The sequence below is a fragment of the Bradyrhizobium guangdongense genome (genome assembly GCF_004114975.1).
Taxonomy (GTDB): Bacteria; Pseudomonadota; Alphaproteobacteria; order Rhizobiales; family Xanthobacteraceae; genus Bradyrhizobium; species Bradyrhizobium guangdongense.
Genome location: NZ_CP030051.1, coordinates 6,506,342 through 6,524,081 on the forward strand (window position 1 = coordinate 6,506,342; position 17,740 = coordinate 6,524,081).

Annotated in this window: 19 protein-coding genes and 1 tRNA gene; 15 read left to right on the forward strand and 5 right to left on the reverse strand. The window is 64.0% G+C overall.

Features of this window, described 5'->3' with window-relative positions; genetic code table 11:
• Nucleotides 1-30: 30 nt before the first annotated feature.
• A complete protein-coding gene (locus tag X265_RS31100; RefSeq protein ID WP_128968284.1) occupies nucleotides 31-555 on the reverse strand; it encodes a Dps family protein in 525 nt (174 codons plus the stop codon).
• Nucleotides 556-660: 105 nt separating this feature from the next.
• Between X265_RS31100 and X265_RS31105 the strand changes: the two genes are divergently transcribed.
• Both X265_RS31105 and X265_RS40805 read left to right on the forward strand, forming a co-directional pair.
• On the forward strand, nucleotides 661-1,362 hold the full coding sequence (locus X265_RS31105) for a class I SAM-dependent methyltransferase (protein WP_128968285.1): 702 nt from the start codon (nucleotides 661-663) through the stop codon (nucleotides 1,360-1,362).
• A 54-nt stretch (nucleotides 1,363-1,416) separates the two neighbouring features.
• A tRNA-His gene (locus X265_RS40805) sits at nucleotides 1,417-1,492 on the forward strand.
• A 100-nt stretch (nucleotides 1,493-1,592) separates the two neighbouring features.
• On the opposite strand, the gene X265_RS31110 is transcribed toward X265_RS40805, so the two are convergent.
• Nucleotides 1,593-1,964, reverse strand: coding sequence for an ArsR/SmtB family transcription factor (locus X265_RS31110; RefSeq protein WP_128968286.1), 372 nt, complete (start codon nucleotides 1,962-1,964; stop codon nucleotides 1,593-1,595).
• 113 nt (nucleotides 1,965-2,077) lie between these two features.
• Between X265_RS31110 and X265_RS31115 the strand changes: the two genes are divergently transcribed.
• The 7 genes from X265_RS31115 (at nucleotide 2,078) to X265_RS31140 (ending at nucleotide 10,142) form a co-directional block, all read left to right on the forward strand.
• On the forward strand, nucleotides 2,078-3,247 hold the full coding sequence (locus X265_RS31115) for an MFS transporter (RefSeq protein WP_128968287.1): 1,170 nt from the start codon (nucleotides 2,078-2,080) through the stop codon (nucleotides 3,245-3,247).
• 142 nt (nucleotides 3,248-3,389) lie between these two features.
• The gene (gene carB / locus X265_RS31120; RefSeq protein ID WP_128968288.1) at nucleotides 3,390-6,854 is read left to right on the forward strand and encodes a carbamoyl-phosphate synthase large subunit; all 3,465 of its coding nucleotides are present in this window, start codon (nucleotides 3,390-3,392) and stop codon (nucleotides 6,852-6,854) included.
• A 219-nt stretch (nucleotides 6,855-7,073) separates the two neighbouring features.
• Nucleotides 7,074-7,547 carry a transcription elongation factor GreA gene (greA, locus tag X265_RS31125; RefSeq protein ID WP_018318257.1) on the forward strand — a complete coding sequence of 158 codons (474 nt, stop codon included), beginning with the start codon at nucleotides 7,074-7,076 and terminating at the stop codon, nucleotides 7,545-7,547.
• Nucleotides 7,548-7,657: 110 nt separating this feature from the next.
• Nucleotides 7,658-8,032, forward strand: coding sequence for a family 16 glycosylhydrolase (locus tag X265_RS31130; protein WP_128968289.1), 375 nt, complete (start codon nucleotides 7,658-7,660; stop codon nucleotides 8,030-8,032).
• Nucleotides 8,029-8,151: a hypothetical protein gene (locus X265_RS41990; RefSeq protein ID WP_283815012.1), complete on the forward strand. Its 123-nt coding sequence runs from the start codon at nucleotides 8,029-8,031 to the stop codon at nucleotides 8,149-8,151. The genes X265_RS31130 and X265_RS41990 overlap by 4 nt, the downstream gene beginning before the upstream one ends.
• 31 nt (nucleotides 8,152-8,182) lie before the next feature.
• The gene (locus X265_RS31135; RefSeq protein WP_128968290.1) at nucleotides 8,183-9,304 is read left to right on the forward strand and encodes a hypothetical protein; all 1,122 of its coding nucleotides are present in this window, start codon (nucleotides 8,183-8,185) and stop codon (nucleotides 9,302-9,304) included.
• A gap of 10 nt (nucleotides 9,305-9,314) precedes the next feature.
• Entirely contained in the window at nucleotides 9,315-10,142 is an 828-nt protein-coding gene (locus X265_RS31140; protein WP_128968291.1) for a glycoside hydrolase family 16 protein, read from the forward strand.
• A gap of 13 nt (nucleotides 10,143-10,155) precedes the next feature.
• On the opposite strand, the gene X265_RS31145 is transcribed toward X265_RS31140, so the two are convergent.
• On the reverse strand, nucleotides 10,156-10,635 hold the full coding sequence (locus X265_RS31145) for an Lrp/AsnC family transcriptional regulator (protein ID WP_027534298.1): 480 nt from the start codon (nucleotides 10,633-10,635) through the stop codon (nucleotides 10,156-10,158).
• A 266-nt stretch (nucleotides 10,636-10,901) separates the two neighbouring features.
• Between X265_RS31145 and trxB the strand changes: the two genes are divergently transcribed.
• The 5 genes from trxB (at nucleotide 10,902) to X265_RS40815 (ending at nucleotide 14,756) form a co-directional block, all read left to right on the forward strand.
• The gene (gene trxB / locus X265_RS31150; protein WP_128968293.1) at nucleotides 10,902-11,867 is read left to right on the forward strand and encodes a thioredoxin-disulfide reductase; all 966 of its coding nucleotides are present in this window, start codon (nucleotides 10,902-10,904) and stop codon (nucleotides 11,865-11,867) included.
• A 5-nt stretch (nucleotides 11,868-11,872) separates the two neighbouring features.
• Nucleotides 11,873-12,796, forward strand: a complete 924-nt coding sequence (locus tag X265_RS31155) for a LysR family transcriptional regulator (RefSeq protein WP_164938875.1) — start codon at nucleotides 11,873-11,875, stop codon at nucleotides 12,794-12,796.
• Between the two features lie 444 nt (nucleotides 12,797-13,240).
• On the forward strand, nucleotides 13,241-14,149 hold the full coding sequence (locus X265_RS31160) for a 4-hydroxy-tetrahydrodipicolinate synthase family protein (protein ID WP_128968294.1): 909 nt from the start codon (nucleotides 13,241-13,243) through the stop codon (nucleotides 14,147-14,149).
• A 167-nt stretch (nucleotides 14,150-14,316) separates the two neighbouring features.
• On the forward strand, nucleotides 14,317-14,466 hold the full coding sequence (locus X265_RS40810; RefSeq protein ID WP_164938876.1) for a hypothetical protein: 150 nt from the start codon (nucleotides 14,317-14,319) through the stop codon (nucleotides 14,464-14,466).
• A gap of 119 nt (nucleotides 14,467-14,585) precedes the next feature.
• Nucleotides 14,586-14,756, forward strand: a complete 171-nt coding sequence (locus X265_RS40815; RefSeq protein WP_164938344.1) for a hypothetical protein — start codon at nucleotides 14,586-14,588, stop codon at nucleotides 14,754-14,756.
• Nucleotides 14,757-14,831: 75 nt separating this feature from the next.
• Here X265_RS40815 and X265_RS31165 read toward each other — a convergent pair whose 3' ends face one another.
• The gene (locus X265_RS31165; protein ID WP_025032179.1) at nucleotides 14,832-15,509 is read right to left on the reverse strand and encodes a ParA family protein; all 678 of its coding nucleotides are present in this window, start codon (nucleotides 15,507-15,509) and stop codon (nucleotides 14,832-14,834) included.
• A 398-nt stretch (nucleotides 15,510-15,907) separates the two neighbouring features.
• Nucleotides 15,908-16,249: a hypothetical protein gene (locus tag X265_RS31170; protein WP_128968295.1), complete on the reverse strand. Its 342-nt coding sequence runs from the start codon at nucleotides 16,247-16,249 to the stop codon at nucleotides 15,908-15,910.
• 322 nt (nucleotides 16,250-16,571) lie between these two features.
• Here X265_RS31170 and X265_RS31175 point away from each other — a divergent pair, with 322 nt between their 5' ends.
• Nucleotides 16,572-17,738: a CaiB/BaiF CoA transferase family protein gene (locus tag X265_RS31175; RefSeq protein ID WP_128968296.1), complete on the forward strand. Its 1,167-nt coding sequence runs from the start codon at nucleotides 16,572-16,574 to the stop codon at nucleotides 17,736-17,738.
• The last annotated feature ends 2 nt before the right edge of the window (nucleotides 17,739-17,740 follow it).

The window sequence follows — 17,740 nt, forward strand, 5'->3', positions numbered from 1 at the left end:
CGCTGCGCTTTGCCCAACGGCAGTGTGCCCCTACGCCTCGTTGCCGCCTTCCTGTCGCGTCGCTTCGAACAGGAACCAGGTCCGACGCTCGGTCTCGTCGATGAAATTCTCCAGGATGCTGGCGCTGGCGACGTCACCGGCGTCGTCACAGACCTCGTGGGCCTTGCGCATGGCCGCCGCCACGTGCTTGTTGTCCTGCATCAGCTCGCGCAACATCTCGCGCGGCGGAACGTAGTCCTCGTTGTTGTCCTTGATGGTCTGGAGCTTGGCGACCTGGCCGATCGACTTCAGCGTGGTGCCGCCGATCTTGCGCACGCGCTCGGCGAGCTGATCGGTGGTGGCGAAGATCTGCTCGGAATGCTCGTCGAGCAGCAGATGATAATCCCGGAAATGCCGGCCGCTGATGTGCCAGTGGAAATTCTTGGTCTTGAGGTACAGCGCGAAGGCATCGGCCAGAAGCACGTTAAGCGCCTCGGAAACCTTGCTGACCGCCTGGGGCTGCAGATCGGTGGGGGTGTCGAGATCGGGCGAGACCTTGCTGGGGGCTTTGCTCACGGGAAACCTTCCTGTTAGGACGCGGACATTGACGGCGCGCCGTCGCAGCCCTAACGCAAGGCGGGCAATGCAGTTCCGTGATCGGAACCGCCGGGCGGGAACACCATGGACGATTGGATCGACTATTACGACTCGACGCATACGATCTATGTCAGCAAGCTGCATCGCGATCTGCACTTCCAGATCATCGCGCGAGACATCATCGGCTACATCACCTCGCCCGACGCGACGGTGCTCGACTATGCCTGCGGCGAAGCGCTGTCGGCGAGCCAGGTGGCGTCCGCCTGCGGCCAGCTGATCCTGGCCGAACCCGCGCCCGGTGTGCGCGGCCGGCTGATCGCGCGGTTTGCGCCCAATACCAAGATCCGCGTCCGCTCCCTCGACGACGTCCGCAAGATGCAGGATCAGTCCATCGACCTCGTCGTGATGAACTCGGTCGCGCAATATATGTCGGCGGAAGAGCTCGATGCCGCGCTGCTCAATATCAGGCGGATCTTGAAGCCATCAGGCAAGCTGGTGCTCGGCGATATCCTCCAGCCGCATGTCGGCATGTTCAGGGACGTGGCGGCACTGCTCTCCTTCGGACTGCGCAACGGCTTCTTCAAGGACGCGCTGATCGGCTTGATCAGCACCGCGCTGTCGGATTACCGCCATCTGCGCACGCGCATCGGGCTCCAGCGCTACAGCGAGGAGGAGATGACGGCCAAACTGAAGGCGGCGGGGTTCGCCAGCCAGCGCGCCGCCACCAATATCGGCCACAATCGCTGGCGCATGACCTTCATCGCCCGGCCGCCGCTGGTGCGTTAAGCATAAGGACCGCCTGTGGTGGCTTGTCGCATTCCGATCGGACATGATCGCTGCGGCCCGGTGGCGGAAGCGTCTACGCGGGAGCGGTGCATCGCTCTTCATCCTGGTTCAAATCCAGGCCGGGCCTCCAGCCTTCGCTGGCTCCGCCAGCTTCGGCTCGGCAAGCCGCATCGTAGCGAAGGCTGCCGCGGCGAAGCCCGAAGGGCGAAGCCGGGCGTGGCGCAGACAGATTAGCCCACCTCAACCACGTCGCACGCCGGCAGCAGCTGCAATCGCTCTGCATCCTTAGCCGCTGACTTCAGCACCGCATCGAGCAGACCTGGAAAGCGCGCCTCGAGATCCTCGCGGCGCAGCCGCATGAAGCGGTTGGTGCCCGCGACGCGCGTCAGCATCAGACCGCATTCACGCAGTTTGGCGAAGTGATAGGCGAGGTTCGACTTGCCGGCGAGCCCATTGAAGTCGCCGCAGCACAGCTCGCTGCTGACACGTTCCTGCTGAGCGAGCTGATACACGATTGCCAACCGGATCGGATCGCTCAGGCAATCCAGAACGAGGGGCAGCTCGATCTGCTCACGCGTGGGGTGGGGAGGCGTGCGGCTCATGATCCGGACATCATAACCGTCCGCTCGAAATGTTCAATAGTTCTTGAACCAATTGACTTCTAAATCGCCACCTTCGATAGTTCAATAAACATTGAACATAAGGATTCCGTCCCATGAGCGTGTTCTGGCTGGCCCTTGGGGCCTTCGCGATCGGCACTGAAAGCTTTGTCATTGCTGGGCTTTTGCCGGAAATCGCCAATGACCTCTCGATTTCGGTCTCGGCCGCCGGTCAGTTGGTCACCGCCTATGCCCTCACCTATGCCGTGGGCTCGCCGATCCTGGCCGTGGCGCTCAACAACATCGACCGTCGCACCGTTCTGGCGCTGGCACTGTCGACCTTCATTGCCGGAAACCTCGCGGCGATGATCGCGTCCAACTACGCCCTGCTGCTGGCCTCGCGCATGCTGATGGCGCTGGGCTCCGGCCTTTGCATGCCGACGGCGCTCGCAGTCTCCGTGGCAGTCGCCTCTCCGGAGCGGCGCGGCCGCGCGGTGGCGCTGGTCACTTCGGGCCTCACGGTCGCGACGGTCGTCGGCGTTCCCTTCGGCAATCTCGTCGGCAGCCTGCTCGGCTGGCGTGCGACCTTCGCCATGGTCGCAATGCTCGGCGCTGTCGCCCTCGCCGGTCTGCTGCTTGGCCTGCCCCGCGGCCTGCCGCGCAATACGGCCTCGCTCGGCGAAAGGCTGGCTGTCGCGCGCCACCACAATGTCCTGGTCGCGCTTGTGATCACCATCTTATGGGCGCTGGGTGGCTTCACCGTGTTCACGTATTTCGCAGTCCCGCTGCGCGGTCTCGGCTTCGACGCCTCGCGGATCAGTCTTGCGCTGCTGGTGTTCGGCGCCGCGGCCGCGATCGGGAACATGCTCGGCGGCATCCTGGCGGACCGGCTCGGCACGGTCGCGACCGCAGCCCTGGGCCTCGCCGGCATGGCAAGCGCCTTGATCCTCCATTCGCTGGTTCTGAAGCTGATGCCGAGCCAGGCGCATTATGCGGTGCTCGGCGCGATCTTCCTCTGGGGCCTCTCGGGCTGGGCGTTCTATCCGGCTCAGATCGCCAGCATCATCAGGGTCGAGCCGCAGGCCTCGATGATCGCGCTCTCGCTCAATGCCTCCGCGATGTACCTGGGCTTCGCCATCGGTGGCGCCTTGGGCGGGGCGGTACTGGCCGCGCTGTCGCCAGACGACCTCGGCTGGATCGGCGGAACGAGTGTTGCAGCCTCACTTCTGGTGCACCTCGCCCGTGGCTGGCAGGCGCGGCCGAAACCGGTCAAAATTGCCGGTTGATGGGCGTTTTTCGGGGTTTCGCCGCCCCGAAAACTGGTCTAAGACCCACCCGCGCGCGAGGGAAGACCCCGCGCTCTCGCACAAGGGGACGCGCGGCAAGCGCGCCCTTTTTTTGTGCCCAGATTCCAGCCCGCGAGCGGTGATGCCTAAACGAACCGACATCTCGACCATCCTTATCATCGGCGCCGGTCCCATCGTGATCGGCCAGGCCTGCGAGTTCGACTATTCGGGCACGCAGGCGGTGAAGACGCTGAAGGAAGAGGGCTATCGCATCGTCCTCGTCAATTCCAACCCGGCCACGATCATGACCGACCCGGAATTGGCCGATGCGACCTATATCGAGCCGATCACGCCCGAGATCGTCGCCAAGATCATCGAGAAGGAACGTCACGTCGTGCCCGGCGGCTTCGCGCTGCTGCCGACCATGGGCGGCCAGACCGCGCTGAACTGCGCGCTGTCGCTGCGCCGGCAGGGCACGCTCGAGAAGTTCGACGTCGAGATGATCGGCGCGACGGCCGACGCCATCGACAAGGCCGAGGATCGCCAGCTGTTCCGCGAGGCCATGACCAAGATCGGGCTCGAGACACCGAAGTCGCGCCTCGCCAATGCCTCCGAGCTGAAGAAGTCCTTCCGCGACAAGTACCACGCCGAACGCGAGAAGCTGTCGGGCGCTGCGCTCGAAGAGCTCGACCGGCAATGGGCGCTCGGCGAGAGCGACCGCCGCAAGCGCTACCAGGAATACGCCTTCGGCCAGGCCATGATGGCGCTGTCCGAGATCGGCCTGCCCGCGATCATCCGCCCCTCCTTCACCATGGGCGGCACCGGCGGCGGCATCGCCTACAACAAGGAAGAGTTCCTGGACATCATCGAGCGCGGCCTTGACGCGTCTCCCACCAACGAAGTGCTGATCGAAGAATCCGTGCTCGGCTGGAAGGAGTACGAGATGGAGGTGGTGCGCGACAAGAACGACAATTGCATCATCGTCTGCTCGATCGAGAACCTCGATCCGATGGGCGTGCACACCGGTGATTCCATCACGGTGGCGCCGGCGCTGACGCTGACTGACAAGGAATATCAGATCATGCGCGACGCCTCACTGGCGGTGCTGCGCGAGATCGGCGTGGAGACCGGCGGCTCCAACGTGCAGTTCGGCGTCAACCCCGAGGACGGCCGCATGGTCGTCATCGAGATGAACCCACGCGTGTCGCGTTCGTCGGCATTGGCCTCGAAAGCCACCGGCTTCCCGATCGCGAAGGTCGCCGCAAAACTCGCGATCGGCTATACGCTCGACGAGATCGCCAACGACATCACCGGCGGGGCGACCCCGGCCTCGTTCGAGCCGACGATCGATTACGTGGTGACCAAGATCCCGCGTTTCGCCTTCGAGAAATTCCCCGGCGCCTCTTCCACACTGACGACCTCGATGAAGTCGGTCGGCGAGGTCATGGCGATCGGCCGCACCTTCCAGGAAAGCCTGCAGAAGGCGCTACGCGGGCTCGAGACCGGGCTGACCGGCCTCGACGAGATCGAGATCGAGGGTCTCGGCCGCGACGACGACAAGAACGCGATCCGCGCTGCGCTCGGAACGCCGACCCCGAACCGCATTCTTCAGGTCGCGCAAGCCATGCGTCTCGGCTGGTCGAACGAGGACATCTTCAACTCCTGCAAGATCGATCCGTGGTTCCTCGGCGAGATGCGCTGCATCGTCGACATGGAAGAGAAGGTCCGGAAGCACGGCCTGCCCGGCAATGCGTTCGGAATGCGCACGCTCAAGACCATGGGCTTCTCGGACGCGCGGCTGGCCGTGCTGGCCGAGACGACGGAAGCCGAGGTCACCGCCAAGCGTCACGCGCTCGGCGTCCGCCCGGTCTACAAGCGCATCGACACCTGCGCGGCCGAATTCGCCTCACCCACCGCCTACATGTACTCGACCTACGAGTCCCCGTTTGCGGGCAGCGCCGCCGACGAGAGCACGCCGTCGGACAAGAAGAAGGTGATCATCCTCGGCGGCGGCCCGAACCGCATCGGCCAGGGCATCGAGTTCGACTATTGCTGCTGCCACGCTTGCTTCGCGCTGCACGACGCCGGCTATGAATCCATCATGGTCAACTGCAATCCGGAAACGGTGTCGACCGACTACGACACCGCCGACCGGCTCTATTTCGAGCCGCTCACCGCCGAAGACGTGCTGGAGATCATCGCGAAGGAGCGCAGCAACGGCACGCTGCATGGCGTGATCGTGCAGTTCGGCGGCCAGACCCCGCTCAAGCTTGCCCGCGCGCTCGAAGCCGCCGAAGTGCCGATCCTCGGCACCTCGCCCGACGCGATCGATCTTGCCGAGGACCGCGACCGCTTCAAGCGCGTGCTCGACAAGCTTCGCCTGAAGCAGCCGAAGAACGGCATCGCCTATTCCGTCGAGCAGGCGAGGCTCGTCTCCGCCGATCTCGGCCTGCCGCTGGTGGTACGCCCGTCCTACGTGCTCGGCGGCCGTGCGATGCAGATCATCCGTGAGGAGAACCAGCTCAACGATTATCTGCTCGGCACGCTGCCCGAGTTGGTGCCGGCCGACGTCAAGGCGCGCTACCCGAACGACAAGACCGGGCAGATCAACACCGTGCTCGGCAAGAACCCGCTGCTGTTCGACCGCTATCTATCCGACGCGACCGAGATCGACGTCGACTGCCTGTGCGACGGCAAGGACACCTTCATCGTCGGCATCATGGAGCACATCGAGGAAGCCGGCATCCATTCCGGCGACAGCGCCTGCTCGTTGCCGCCGCACTCGCTGGACGCCAAAATGATCGAGGAGCTGGAGCGACAGACGCGCGAGCTCGCGCTCGGCCTCGACGTCGTCGGCCTGATGAACGTGCAATATGCGATCAAGGACGGCGAGATCTACGTGCTCGAAGTCAATCCGCGCGCCTCGCGCACGGTGCCGTTCGTCGCCAAGGTGATCGGCACGCCGGTCGCCAAGATCGCCGCGCGCATCATGGCCGGCGAGAAGCTCGCCGACTTCAAATTGAAGAAGGGCGACTTCAAACATGTCGGCGTGAAGGAATCGGTATTCCCGTTCGCCCGCTTCCCCGGCGTCGACACGGTGCTTGGTCCGGAGATGCGCTCGACCGGCGAGGTCATGGGCATCGACCGCTCCTTCGCGGTGGCATTCGCCAAGAGCCAGCTCGGAGGCGGCACGCGAGTACCGCGCAAGGGCACGGTGTTCGTCTCGGTGCGCGAGAGCGACAAGGTCCGCATCGCCGAAGCCGTGCGTCAGCTGCATTCGCTTGGCTTCAAGGTGCTGGCGACCTCGGGTACGGCGCGCTTCCTGACCGATCAGGGCATCCCGGCTGAGAAGGTAAACAAGGTGTTGGAGGGACGGCCCCATATCGTCGACGCCATCACCAATGGGGACGTCCAGCTCGTTCTCAACACCACCGAAGGCCCGCAGGCGCTCGCCGACAGCCGATCGCTGCGGCGCGCGGCCCTCTTGCATAAAGTACCGTATTACACCACTCTTTCCGGGGCCGTGGCGGCCGCGCAGGGCATCCGCGCCTATCTGGGTGGGGACCTTGAGGTTCGGACCCTGCAGAGCTACTTTTCGGGAACCTGATCGCGCGCGGGAGGCCAGCCCCTGAGGGTCAAGCCTTGCGCTAAGTGATTGGCAATGAAGCCACAATGGCCGGAGGAACTGTCCGGCCATGTGGTTGTTCTGTTCCGGCGCCAGACCCACATAACGCCGGCGGCGGCGTTTTCAGCCCCGGACTTACTGACGAATCAAGGTCGCCGCGCCCTTCTGTCGGGACGCGGGGTCCGAAGGACGAGAGAAGAGATGGAAAAGGTTCCGATGACTGCGAGCGGCTTTGCCGCACTCGGGGAAGAATTGAAGAAGCGCCAGTCCGAGGACCGTCCGCGCATTATCGAGCATATCGCCGAGGCGCGCTCGCACGGAGACTTGTCGGAAAACGCGGAATACCACGCCGCGAAGGAAGAGCAGTCCCACAATGAGGGCCGCATCGCCGAGCTCGAGGACAAGCTGGCGCGCGCCGACATCATCGATATCTCCAAGCTTTCCGGCGACACCATCAAGTTCGGCGCCACCGTGACGCTGGTCGACGAGGATACCGAGAAGAAGACGGTGTGGCAGATCGTCGGCGAGGTCGAGGCCGACGCCAAGAAGGGCCGCATCTCGATCACCTCGCCGCTGGCGCGCGCGCTGATCGGCAAGAAGAAGGGCTCGACCGTCGAGGTCAACGCCCCCGGCGGCGCCAAGGCGTACGAGATCACCAAGGTGGAGTGGCGGTAACACGCCGCTCACGAATAAGCGATCGGGGCCGCGCCTTGCGCGGCCTTTTTCGTGTCGCCCGCGCGAGGACCTTCAGCCGCCATTCACCACGGAACCGCCAGGGTGCGGGCGTGATCCGCGCGATGCGCGGCTGGAATTGGAATTGCGCCGATGCGGCGAGCAAGTCCACATACGGTGACGGGTTCTTCGGGGCACGCATCAAGATCGCCGACATCAAGGGTCTCAACAACGCCGTCTGGCTCACGACTGCCGACAATTTCGAGATCGACATCGCCGAAGCCCGTTATCCGAGCTACGTCCATCTCGGTCTGCAGTACTGGCCACCCGCAAACGCGGGTCAGCACGCCGGGATGGGCTGGGGTGCAACCTTCAAGGAAAATCTCGCAGCCGGTTTTCATGACGTCGGGCTGCTGCGGACGCCGGCCGATTTGGTTTACGAGATCGATGGTGCGCCGATCGCCGCCGTCCGCACCCTGGCGCCGTGAACGGAGCCGCAACCATCCGCCTCTCCACCGCACTCGGCGACTGGGCGGGCGGGACAGTGCCGGATCATCCCGAAACCCACGACATGCTGGTGCAGTCGCTCCGCGTGGTCGCGCCGTGAAAACCAACTGCGAATGCACGCGATGAACAGAATGCGCGTTCCCCACGTCGCTCTTTTCGCGGCCCTGGGCCTATTCCTGAGTACCGACATCCAGGCGGCCGCCGCTCAGGCGCGCGACGTGCTCCGCGGCGTCGATTTCGTCCGTCCGATCCAGTTCAGCGTGGAGGAGCAGAACGCGAAGCTGAGCGAGCTGCAGTCTGCCGGCGTACAAATCATCCGCTTCGGCATGTATGCGCAGGATGAGGACAAGAACCTCGACTTCATCAAGCGCGCCCAGGCTCATCGGATCTCAGCGGTTCTCATCCTCCACGGCCTCTACACGCCCGGCGCGCCCGAGCGGCCGTTTCGGCCGAAGGAGTTTCCGGGCATGTGGCCGGGGCCGCCATTGTCCGCGCTCGATCCCGAGCGTTCGGCCCAGTACTTCCAGGACTTGCTGGGCAAGCTGGACGCGAGCGGCCTAACACTCGCCGGCCTGGAACTGGAGAACGAGATCAACATGGCCGGCAATGATCCGGATTTCCGCCTGCCCGGCGGAGGTCGCGTGCTTGGGCTCGCCGATCTGTCGAGCGATCCCGAAGGGCAGCAGGTCGCCAAAGGCTATCTGCAATATCTGAAGGTGCTCGAGGCGCTGAAGCAGGCGCGGGATCGCTCACGCCTGAACAAGCGAACGCCTCTCCTGCCGACGAGCCTCGTCGACATCGAACAGGAAGGCCCCTGGCCAACGCCGAAGCCCTATGACGGCGTCAGTATCGGAGCGATCATGGCCTTCTTGCGTGCGCATGGTCTCGACCGGCTTGTCGACGCCTACAATCTGCACACCTATCCCTGGGGTGATCATCCCGGCGACAAGGCTTCTGCCGTCCATCGCATGCGCGCTCTGCGGGCACTGGTCGATCCGATCTGCTCCGCCAGCGGCAAACCTTGTTGGATCACGGAATGGGGCTTTGCCTATGCGAGCAGGGCCTGCCCCACTCCCGAGGAGAAAGATCACGCCCTCCTCGTGCAGGAGATGATGGGCGATTTCGCCCAGCTTGCGCGGGAGGGACGTCTGACCGGGTTGATCTACTATTCCTGGACCGGCGATCCGCAATTCGACCTCACCCGCTGCGGCAGCGTGAGCGAGGCCGGCAGGCGGGTGCTGGCACCTTTTTGAGGAGTTTCTCGTGATCGGCTCAAGACGGTTCCGGTTAGGCGCAATCGCAACCAGCTTCGTCTTTGGCATCACGTTGGGACATACGTCGCTAGCCGCCACGCTGCAGAAGCTGACCTGGGGCAATCCCGACCAGCCATGGGGAACGCGACGTCCCGTGACGGAGGCCGACCGAAAGGCGATCGCGCAATTCCGAGAAGGACGCGTCAAGCCTGTCGTCGCGACCGACTTCACAGATCCAGGGGCACTCAATTCCGACTGGCTGCGGCAATCGGACGATTACCTGAAGTCCTGCCGGCGTCCGGACAATGTCGTTGCCACTGCGGCCGGCCTGTTGCTCCGGACCAACGCGAGCACCGGCTGCCATGCGCAATGGTCGACCGGCTTCATGATCAGTCGTCAGCATTTCGGCTACGGCTACTACGAGGCAAGCATCAAGGCGGCCGACATCGACGGACTCAACAACGCCTTCTGGCTGGTCACAGAGGATCATTTCGAGATCGACATCTGCGAGGTGCATTTTCCCAACATCGACCGGATGACCCTGCACAACAACAACAGGATCGACGGCAAATTTCCGATCGCGGTCGGTTTCGACAGCCGTTTCGCCGAGAGCTTCCCCGACGCGTTCCACGACTTCGGCGTGCTGTGGACAGCGAGCGACGTCGTGTTCGCGGTCGACGGCGAGCCGGTCGCCGCGATCCACACCGACGGCTCTATCAAGGGCCGGACCGACATCCGCTTTTCCACGGCGTTGATGGACTATGCCGGCAAGATCCCGGCCGATCCCGCCGGCCATGGCATGGCCGTACGACGACTGCGGGTCTATGCGATGCCGTGACCGTGCGGCAGCCCTACCGTCTTCCCTTCACGTCCAGTGGCACCGCCGCCTCATACTTTGAATTGTGCAGCACCAGCGATGTCCTGACGTTGCGCACGTGAGGCGCGGCGGTCAGATGCGTCACGAAATCCTGGAAGGTCGCCATGTCGGGGGCGACGCATTTCAGAATGAAATCGACCTCGCCCGACAGCATCCAGCATTCCCGCACCAGGGGCTCGGCGCGGACGAACTCCTCGAAGGCGCGCAAATCGGCCTCGGCCTGACTGGAGAGATGCACGGCGGCGAACACCGTGACGTCGAAGCCGAGCTTTCGCGCATCCAAGAGTCCGCGGTAGCCATGGATGTAGCCCTCCTCCTCCAGCGCCCGGACCCGGCGCAGGCACGGCGGGGGCGAAATACCGACCCGTTTGGCGAGCTCCACATTGGTGATTCGGCCGTCGGCCTGGATCTCGGCGAGAATTTTGAGGTCGATCTCGTCTAGGTTCCGCGACACGTGATTGGAACTCCTGGCCTTCATGGCGGTATCGGGTTGGTCTGATGCAATCCTCATAACCAGTCCCGCCCGTCTGCGCAATTTTATTGCGTGTTCAGCCCGACCGACTTTTGTTCCTTGTTGGAAAAATCCGCCGATTGGGAATGCAATTCTTGCATGGCTCACCAGAAGGCTTAGATTAGCTCTGATATTTCAGCGCCTCCGCGAGGCCTCCCGGCACGTTCCGCGCCCGCGCTGCAAATCCCCCGTGAAAGGCGTCCATCGAAATGTCCGCTCCTGTTCATGCAAAGGTCGTCATCATTGGCTCCGGCCCAGCCGGCTACACCGCCGCGATCTACGCCGCGCGCGCGATGCTCGAGCCGATCCTGATCCAGGGCATGCAGGCGGGCGGCCAGCTCACCATCACCACCGACGTCGAGAACTACCCCGGCTTCGCCGACGTGATCCAGGGTCCCTGGCTGATGGAACAGATGGAGAAGCAGGCGGTCCATGTCGGCACCAGGATCGTCACCGACCTTGTCACCAAGCTGGAGACCTCGCAGCGGCCGTTCCGCCTCACCTGTGACTCGGGCGATGTCTATCTCGCCGACACCGTGATCCTCGCAACCGGTGCGCAGGCGCGCTGGCTCGGATTGCCATCGGAAGTGAAATTCCAGGGCGGCGGCGTCTCGGCCTGCGCCACCTGCGACGGCTTCTTCTACCGCAACAAGGAGGTCGTGGTGGTCGGCGGCGGCAATACGGCGGTCGAGGAAGCCCTGTACCTGACCAATCATGCCTCTGAGGTCACCATCGTGCATCGCCGCGACCACTTCCGCGCCGAGCGCATCCTGCAGGAGCGCCTGTTCAAGCACCCGAAGATCAAGGTGGTCTGGGACTCCGCCGTGGACGAGATCTGCGGCACCGAGAACCCGAACAAGGTCACCCATGTCAGGCTGAAGAACGTCAAGACCGGCGCGCTGACGGACCTGAAGACCGACGGCGTCTTCATCGCGATCGGCCATGCGCCGGCGACTGAGCTCGTGAAGGACCAGATCAAGCTGAAACCCTCGGGCTATGTCGAGGTCGCTCCGAACTCGACCGCGACCTCCGTGCCCGGGCTGTTCGCCGCCGGCGACGTCGCTGACGAAACCTACCGCCAGGCCGTGACGGCCGCAGGCCTCGGCTGCATGGCCGCCCTCGAGGCCGAACGATTCTTGGCCCTGCGCGCCAGCGAGCGCGCGGCAGCGGAATAACGATCATGCCTCGAACACGCGACGGATTTACGGACATGGACTGGGACAAGCTGAAGGTGTTTCACGCGGCGGCGGAAGCGGGCAGCTTCACGCATGCGGGAGAGCAGCTCGGCCTGTCGCAATCGGCGGTGTCGCGCCAGGTTTCGGCGCTGGAGCAGGAGCTTTCGGTTTCGCTGTTCCACCGCCACGCCCGCGGCCTGATCCTCACCGAGCAGGGCGACCTGTTGTTCCGCACCGCGCATGACGTGTTCATGCAGCTGCAGGCAGCGCGCGCCAAGCTGACCGACAGCCGCGAGCGCCCGAGCGGCGATCTCAAGATCACCACCACGCCCGGCGTCGGCATCAACTGGCTGATCCCGCGCCTCGGCGAATTCACCGCGCTCTATCCGGAGATCCGGATCTCGCTGATCGTCACCGACGAGGAGCTGGATCTGTCGATGCGCGAGGCCGACGTCGCCATCCGCACCCGCAAGCCGACGCAGCCGGATCTCATCCAGCGCAAGCTGTTCGCGATGGGCTTTCACGCCTATTGCTCGCCGGAGTACATCAAGCGCTTCGGGACGCCCCGCACGCTGGAAGAGCTCGATGCCCACCGCATCATCTCGCTCTCGGACGGCAACTTTGCGCCGCATTTGCAGAACCGCAACTGGCTGGTCGAAGCAGGCCGCAACGGCTCGGGCCCGCGCGAGGCTTACTTCAAGGTCAACAACATTCTCGGTCTCGTGCGCGCCTGTCAGCAGGGCCTCGGGATCGCGGCGCTGCCCGATTATCTGGTCGAGGAGCAGAGCAAGCTCGTGCAACTGTTCGGTGAATCGGATTCGATCCAGCTCGACACGTACTTTGTCTATCCCGAGGAGCTGAAGACGGTCGCGCGCGTGCAAGTGTTCCGCGACTTCGTGGTGAGCAAGGCGCAGCGCTGGCCGTCCTGATTTCCGCATGTCTGACATGCGGCCTCGGCTGTTGCTGCATGGCGCTCGTCAAGCTCATACTGTTTGCACGCTGAGCCTTCGCGTTGCGCATTTGTCCCCCTCCTCCAGTGGCGCGGGAGTTCAGTAATCCCTCTTGGAAGGTGATTGTGTCGGCCTCACGTGGCCAATACCTAAGCCGGGCCCTTCGGGTCCGGCTTTTTTTCTGTCCAATCAGGCTTTCGCCCTCCGCGTGTATTGACAGTTTCGGGTGTACCCCGCATCATTTCCAAATGATCACGAAGTCGTGCGCACTCGTCTCGAAAAAAGGCCCCCATCCGGGGACCACGGATGCTTGCGCGCTGAGCTGACTTCGTCATCGCGAGCCAATCCCGAAAACCCCGCCACCTGGACGGGGTTTTTTCATGTGCCCTCCGTCTCAGGTTCATCTTGAGAAGGAGAAGGAACATGACTGATTTGCGAACCCATCTGCACGGGCTCTGGCTGCCGCTGGTGACGCCGTTTCGCGATGGCCGCCTCGACGAAGTGTCGCTGCGGCGGCTGTCGCGGCACTACTGCACGCAGGCGATCGACGGCTTCATTCTGGGGGCGACCTCCGGCGAAGGCATGACGCTGCGCGATGCCGAGCTCGAGCGCCTCGTCGCCATCGTCCGCGACGAGATCGCGGCCGTCCGCCGCAACGTTCCGATCGGGCTCGGACTCTCGGGAGCGGACACCTCGCGGCTGAAGGACCGTCTCGACGAGACCGCGGACTGGCCGATCGACTTCTATCTGATCGCGAGCCCCTATTACGTGCGACCCTCGCAGCGCGGCATATCAGCCCATTTCGAGGCGCTGGCCGATCATGCCGCCTGGCCGCTCGCGCTCTACAACATTCCCTATCGCTGCGCGGTCGGCATCACCAACCAGACCATGCTGCGGCTCGCGGAGCATCCCAACATCGTCGGCTTGAAGGATTGCGGCGCGAGCCGCGAGCAGTCGATCGCGCTGCTGCGTGACCGGCCGCAGGGCTTCGCCGTGCTCACCGGCGAGGATGCCAATTATTTCGAGGCGCTCAGTGATGGCGCCGATGGCGGCATCTTGCTTTCCGCGCATCTCAAGACCGCGACCTTCGCGGCCGTTCATGCCGAGCTGAAGCGCGGCAACGCCGCAGCGGCAGAGGCGCGCTGGCAGGAGGTCGCGGAGCTGACGCGCCTGCTGTTCACCGAGCCGAGCCCGGCACCGGCGAAGTACTGGTTGTGGCGGTCAGGCCTGATCGACAGCCCCGAGGTGCGCCTGCCCATGGTGGAGGTGAGCAGCGAACTCGCCGCGATGCTCGACCGCGAGATCGAGCGGCGTGTGAAGGTCGCGGCGTAACGCTCGGCCTCACCTCTCTCCGTAACAACGGGGAGAGGCGGTGAGAGCGTCGCCTTGGTTAACCGGTCGCGAACGGGCTTCGCATCCGCCGCATGACGCATCCACGTCTCGTTTACGCAATGGCGCCTATCGTTCCCCCTCGATGTCGATCAAAAGGGGGAATGACCATGGGGCAACGCGTTCGCCCGACCGCGGCGGAAACCTTCGCGCCTTCCGATCTTTGGCAGGGAATCCTGCTGGTGTCGTCGTTCGGCTTCTGGGCCGTGATGCTCGGCCTGATGCCGGCGCTGCTGTTTCGGGTCTGGCTCGCCGGCTGAGCGGATAGTTAAGCCGGCGTCACAAATGCGCTCAAAATGCGAGCGGCGCTGCAAGCCGGAATCTTAAAATATCCTGCGTATCGTTCGTCCCCATAAGCGAAGAAATCGCGGGGGCGATCATGAATAATCAGAATGATATGGCGTCGCATTACGGCGCCACGCAGTACGGCCTTGACGACACCGAGCGGCAGGGCTTCTCCACCGAAGACATCATCTGGGCCGTCGGCATCTGGTCGGTGATCCTGACGCTGTCGCCGGTGATCGTGTTCTACATGCTGATGGTGGCGTAACTCACCGTCAGTCCCTGAAAACGCAAAACGCGCGGGATGCCGCGCGTTTGTCGTCCGGGGAATGATTGAATGAAATTATGCCGCCTGCTTGTGCATTGCGCCGGAAGCCGACGCCGTGCCGCGAATTGCTTTCACTGAACGCTCGATCGCCGCCCACAGTCTTGCAATTTCCTGGGCCGCACGGCTTTCGGCCTGATATTCACGCGCGCCTTCGCCATGGCTGAGTGCCATCAACAAATCCGAACGATTGGTGATCTGACCGCCCCACACCGGAGCGCGGAACTTGGCCAGCGCCTCGCGGGCGATGGTGACGATCGGGCTCTCGGCTTCGTCGCGCTTGGCCGGCGCACCGTTGAGCACCACCGCGTAGGGCTTGCGCGCCGCGCGGCACATCTGGATGGTTTCCTGCACCGCGTTGACGTCGAACACCCCGGGACGTGCGGGGATCACCACCATGGTGGCGTTCTTGATCGCGTCGTCGACGACGGCCGACAGATTCGGCGGCGTGTCGATCAACACCCATTCATAACCGTCGCGCTTGGCCGCGGAGACGATGCCGCTGACCGAGTTCACGGCCGCCTTGATCGGCGGTTCGTTGGTGCCGCGCAGCTTGTGCCACAGCGTGAGCGAGCCCTGCGGATCCGCATCCACCAGCATCACCTGCTTGCTCGCCTTGATCTGCGCGGCGAGATGTGCAGCCAGGGTACTCTTGCCCGAGCCGCCCTTACGCGATGCAAAAACAATAACGTTCATACCTCTGGCCTCCAGATTGACCCCAGGCCGCGAAAATGAATCACCGCGCTGATTCGGGAAAGAAAAATTTGCCGGCGGGTTCCTCGCCCTCACGAAATAACAGGACATGGCGCATTTGAGTCACACTGCTTCGCGCGACGACGGACCTGAACAGTCATCAATCGCTGTGCACGCGGGCAATCTGTAATGTTTTCGATGCAATCGCGCGGAAAAGTCAGGGCTACAACCTCGCCGCGCAAATCCTTACGGCCGCCTTTTTCATCGCAGACGCGCCATCGCTGCGCGCCGCGCGCTAGCGGCGCGAACAAAACGAGTCCGGTGGCTGTCCTGTGGCTGGTGTGCCCCTCTGTCATTTTGACGCAAGGGGCGCGCGGAGGTTTCAGGCAGGGAACGCGGCGCTAGCCGTCGTCGGTCTTTTTCTTCTTGGACTTCGGCTTCGTCTTCTTGGCGGCGACCGGCTTGATATTGGTCGGCCGGCCGGCGCGGACCTCGCCCGGCTCCGGCCCGTGGCGGAAGAACACCGCGCATTGCGGCGACAGCTGCGCCTTCTTCTGGATCATGCAGGCGGTGATGGCATCGACGTTGGGAACGAAGTCGCCGCACAGCCGCATCGCATCAGGCGTGCAGGCCTGCTGCTCCTCGGGCGTGTAGGCAGAAGCCGTCCCCGGCAGGACCAGAGCGGCGAGCGCGAGCGAGAGGCCGGCGGCGGCCAAGGACGTCGTGACGCGAGATACCGGCATCGATCCCCCCAAATGACGAGTCGGAGGCGAGTGTGGGTGAATGGGCGTGCGTTGGCAACGAGGGCGGAGGCGAAAGGTCGGACCTGTGCGGTCTCGGCAACAGGGAGGGGAGCCGCAGGTCCGGCCCAAATCCGCAAAACAACCCCATGCACAGTAGCCAAGCCGCGACGTCAGCCCGGCAATCGGAAAAATTAGGATTTGTCGAATTCGAATTGACTCGTCGGGCAAAACAGGGGCATCATGTCAGCATCAACGACGCGTGGGCGGTCGGCTCGTCTGCTGCGCCGGGTCAAGAAAAATCAGCTGGAGTGGAGGCGATCGCATGGAGGGGAATGGGGCGGAGCTGCCGCTGTCGGGAGTGACGGTGGTCTCGCTGGAGCAAGCGATCGCGGCGCCGCTCGCCAGCCGGCACCTTGCGGACTGGGGAGCCCGGGTCATCAAGATCGAGCGGCCGGGCCCCGGTGATTTCTGCCGCGACTACGACCATGTCATGAACGGCATGTCGAGCCAGTTCGTCTGGACCAACCGGTCGAAGGAGAGTCTGGCCATCGACATCAAGAGCGAGGCGGGCCGCAAGGTGCTCGACGCTCTTTTGCCGCAGGCCGACGTGTTCATCCAGAATTTGGCGCCCGGCGCGGCGGAGCGGCTCGGCCTCGATGCCGCCGCGCTGCTGCGCAAATATCCTGGCATCATCGCCTGCGACGTGTCGGGCTATGGGAGCGGCGGCCCTTACAGCGACAAGAAGGCCTACGACCTGCTGGTGCAATGCGAGGCCGGCGTGCTTGCCGTGAACGGCACCGAGGCCGAGCCCGCCAAGGTCGGGCTTTCCGTGGTCGATATCGCCACCGGCATGTACATCCTCAACGGCGTGCTGATGGCGCTGTATCGCCGCGAGCGGACCGGCAAGGGCACCGCCTTCCAGGCCTCGCTGTTCGACTCCATCACCGACTGGATGAGTTATCCCGCCTTCTACACGCGCAGCACCGGACGGCCGCTGCCGCGAACCGGAGCAAGGCACGCCACCATCGCGCCCTATGGCCCGTTCCAAGTCGGCGACGGCTCTACGATCTTCTTCGGCATCCAGAACGACCGGGAATGGCGCGCGCTGTGCCGCATCGTTCTCGGCGACGAGGGCCTCGCCGACGATCCGAGTTTCCGCACGAATCCGCTGCGCATGCAGAACCGCGACGCGCTGCAGGTCCATATCGAACAGCGCTTTGCTTCCCTGACGGGCGACGAGGTGCTGCGGCTGCTCGATGCGGCCTCGATCGCCAACGCGCATCTGAATTCGGTCGAGGCTTTCCTCGCGCACGAACAGCTCCACGCCCGATCGCGCGTGCAGACGGTCGGCTCGCCCTGCGGGCCGGTGATGAGCTTCCTGCCCGCCCTCACCATTCCGGGGCTCGCCCCAAGGATGGATCCTGTCCCTGATGTCGGAGAGCACAATGACGCCATCCTCGCCGAACTCGGCCTGACGAAAGGAAGCTAGAA

Bases quoted from the DNA above. Each gene is read 5' to 3' on its own strand.
- X265_RS31155 (WP_164938875.1), top strand. From the start codon at position 11,873: ATGCCTCGAACACGCGACGGATTTACGGACATGGACTGGGACAAGCTG.
- X265_RS40815 (WP_164938344.1), top strand. From the start codon at position 14,586: ATGAATAATCAGAATGATATGGCGTCGCATTACGGCGCCACGCAGTAC.
- trxB (WP_128968293.1), top strand. From the start codon at position 10,902: ATGTCCGCTCCTGTTCATGCAAAGGTCGTCATCATTGGCTCCGGCCCA.
- carB (WP_128968288.1), top strand. From the start codon at position 3,390: ATGCCTAAACGAACCGACATCTCGACCATCCTTATCATCGGCGCCGGT.
- X265_RS40810 (WP_164938876.1), top strand. From the start codon at position 14,317: ATGGGGCAACGCGTTCGCCCGACCGCGGCGGAAACCTTCGCGCCTTCC.
- X265_RS31110 (WP_128968286.1), bottom strand. From the start codon at position 1,964: ATGAGCCGCACGCCTCCCCACCCCACGCGTGAGCAGATCGAGCTGCCC.
- X265_RS31170 (WP_128968295.1), bottom strand. From the start codon at position 16,249: ATGCCGGTATCTCGCGTCACGACGTCCTTGGCCGCCGCCGGCCTCTCG.
- X265_RS31115 (WP_128968287.1), top strand. From the start codon at position 2,078: ATGAGCGTGTTCTGGCTGGCCCTTGGGGCCTTCGCGATCGGCACTGAA.
- greA (WP_018318257.1), top strand. From the start codon at position 7,074: ATGGAAAAGGTTCCGATGACTGCGAGCGGCTTTGCCGCACTCGGGGAA.
- X265_RS31160 (WP_128968294.1), top strand. From the start codon at position 13,241: ATGACTGATTTGCGAACCCATCTGCACGGGCTCTGGCTGCCGCTGGTG.
- X265_RS31105 (WP_128968285.1), top strand. From the start codon at position 661: ATGGACGATTGGATCGACTATTACGACTCGACGCATACGATCTATGTC.
- X265_RS31165 (WP_025032179.1), bottom strand. From the start codon at position 15,509: ATGAACGTTATTGTTTTTGCATCGCGTAAGGGCGGCTCGGGCAAGAGT.
- X265_RS31135 (WP_128968290.1), top strand. From the start codon at position 8,183: ATGCGCGTTCCCCACGTCGCTCTTTTCGCGGCCCTGGGCCTATTCCTG.
- X265_RS31175 (WP_128968296.1), top strand. From the start codon at position 16,572: ATGGAGGGGAATGGGGCGGAGCTGCCGCTGTCGGGAGTGACGGTGGTC.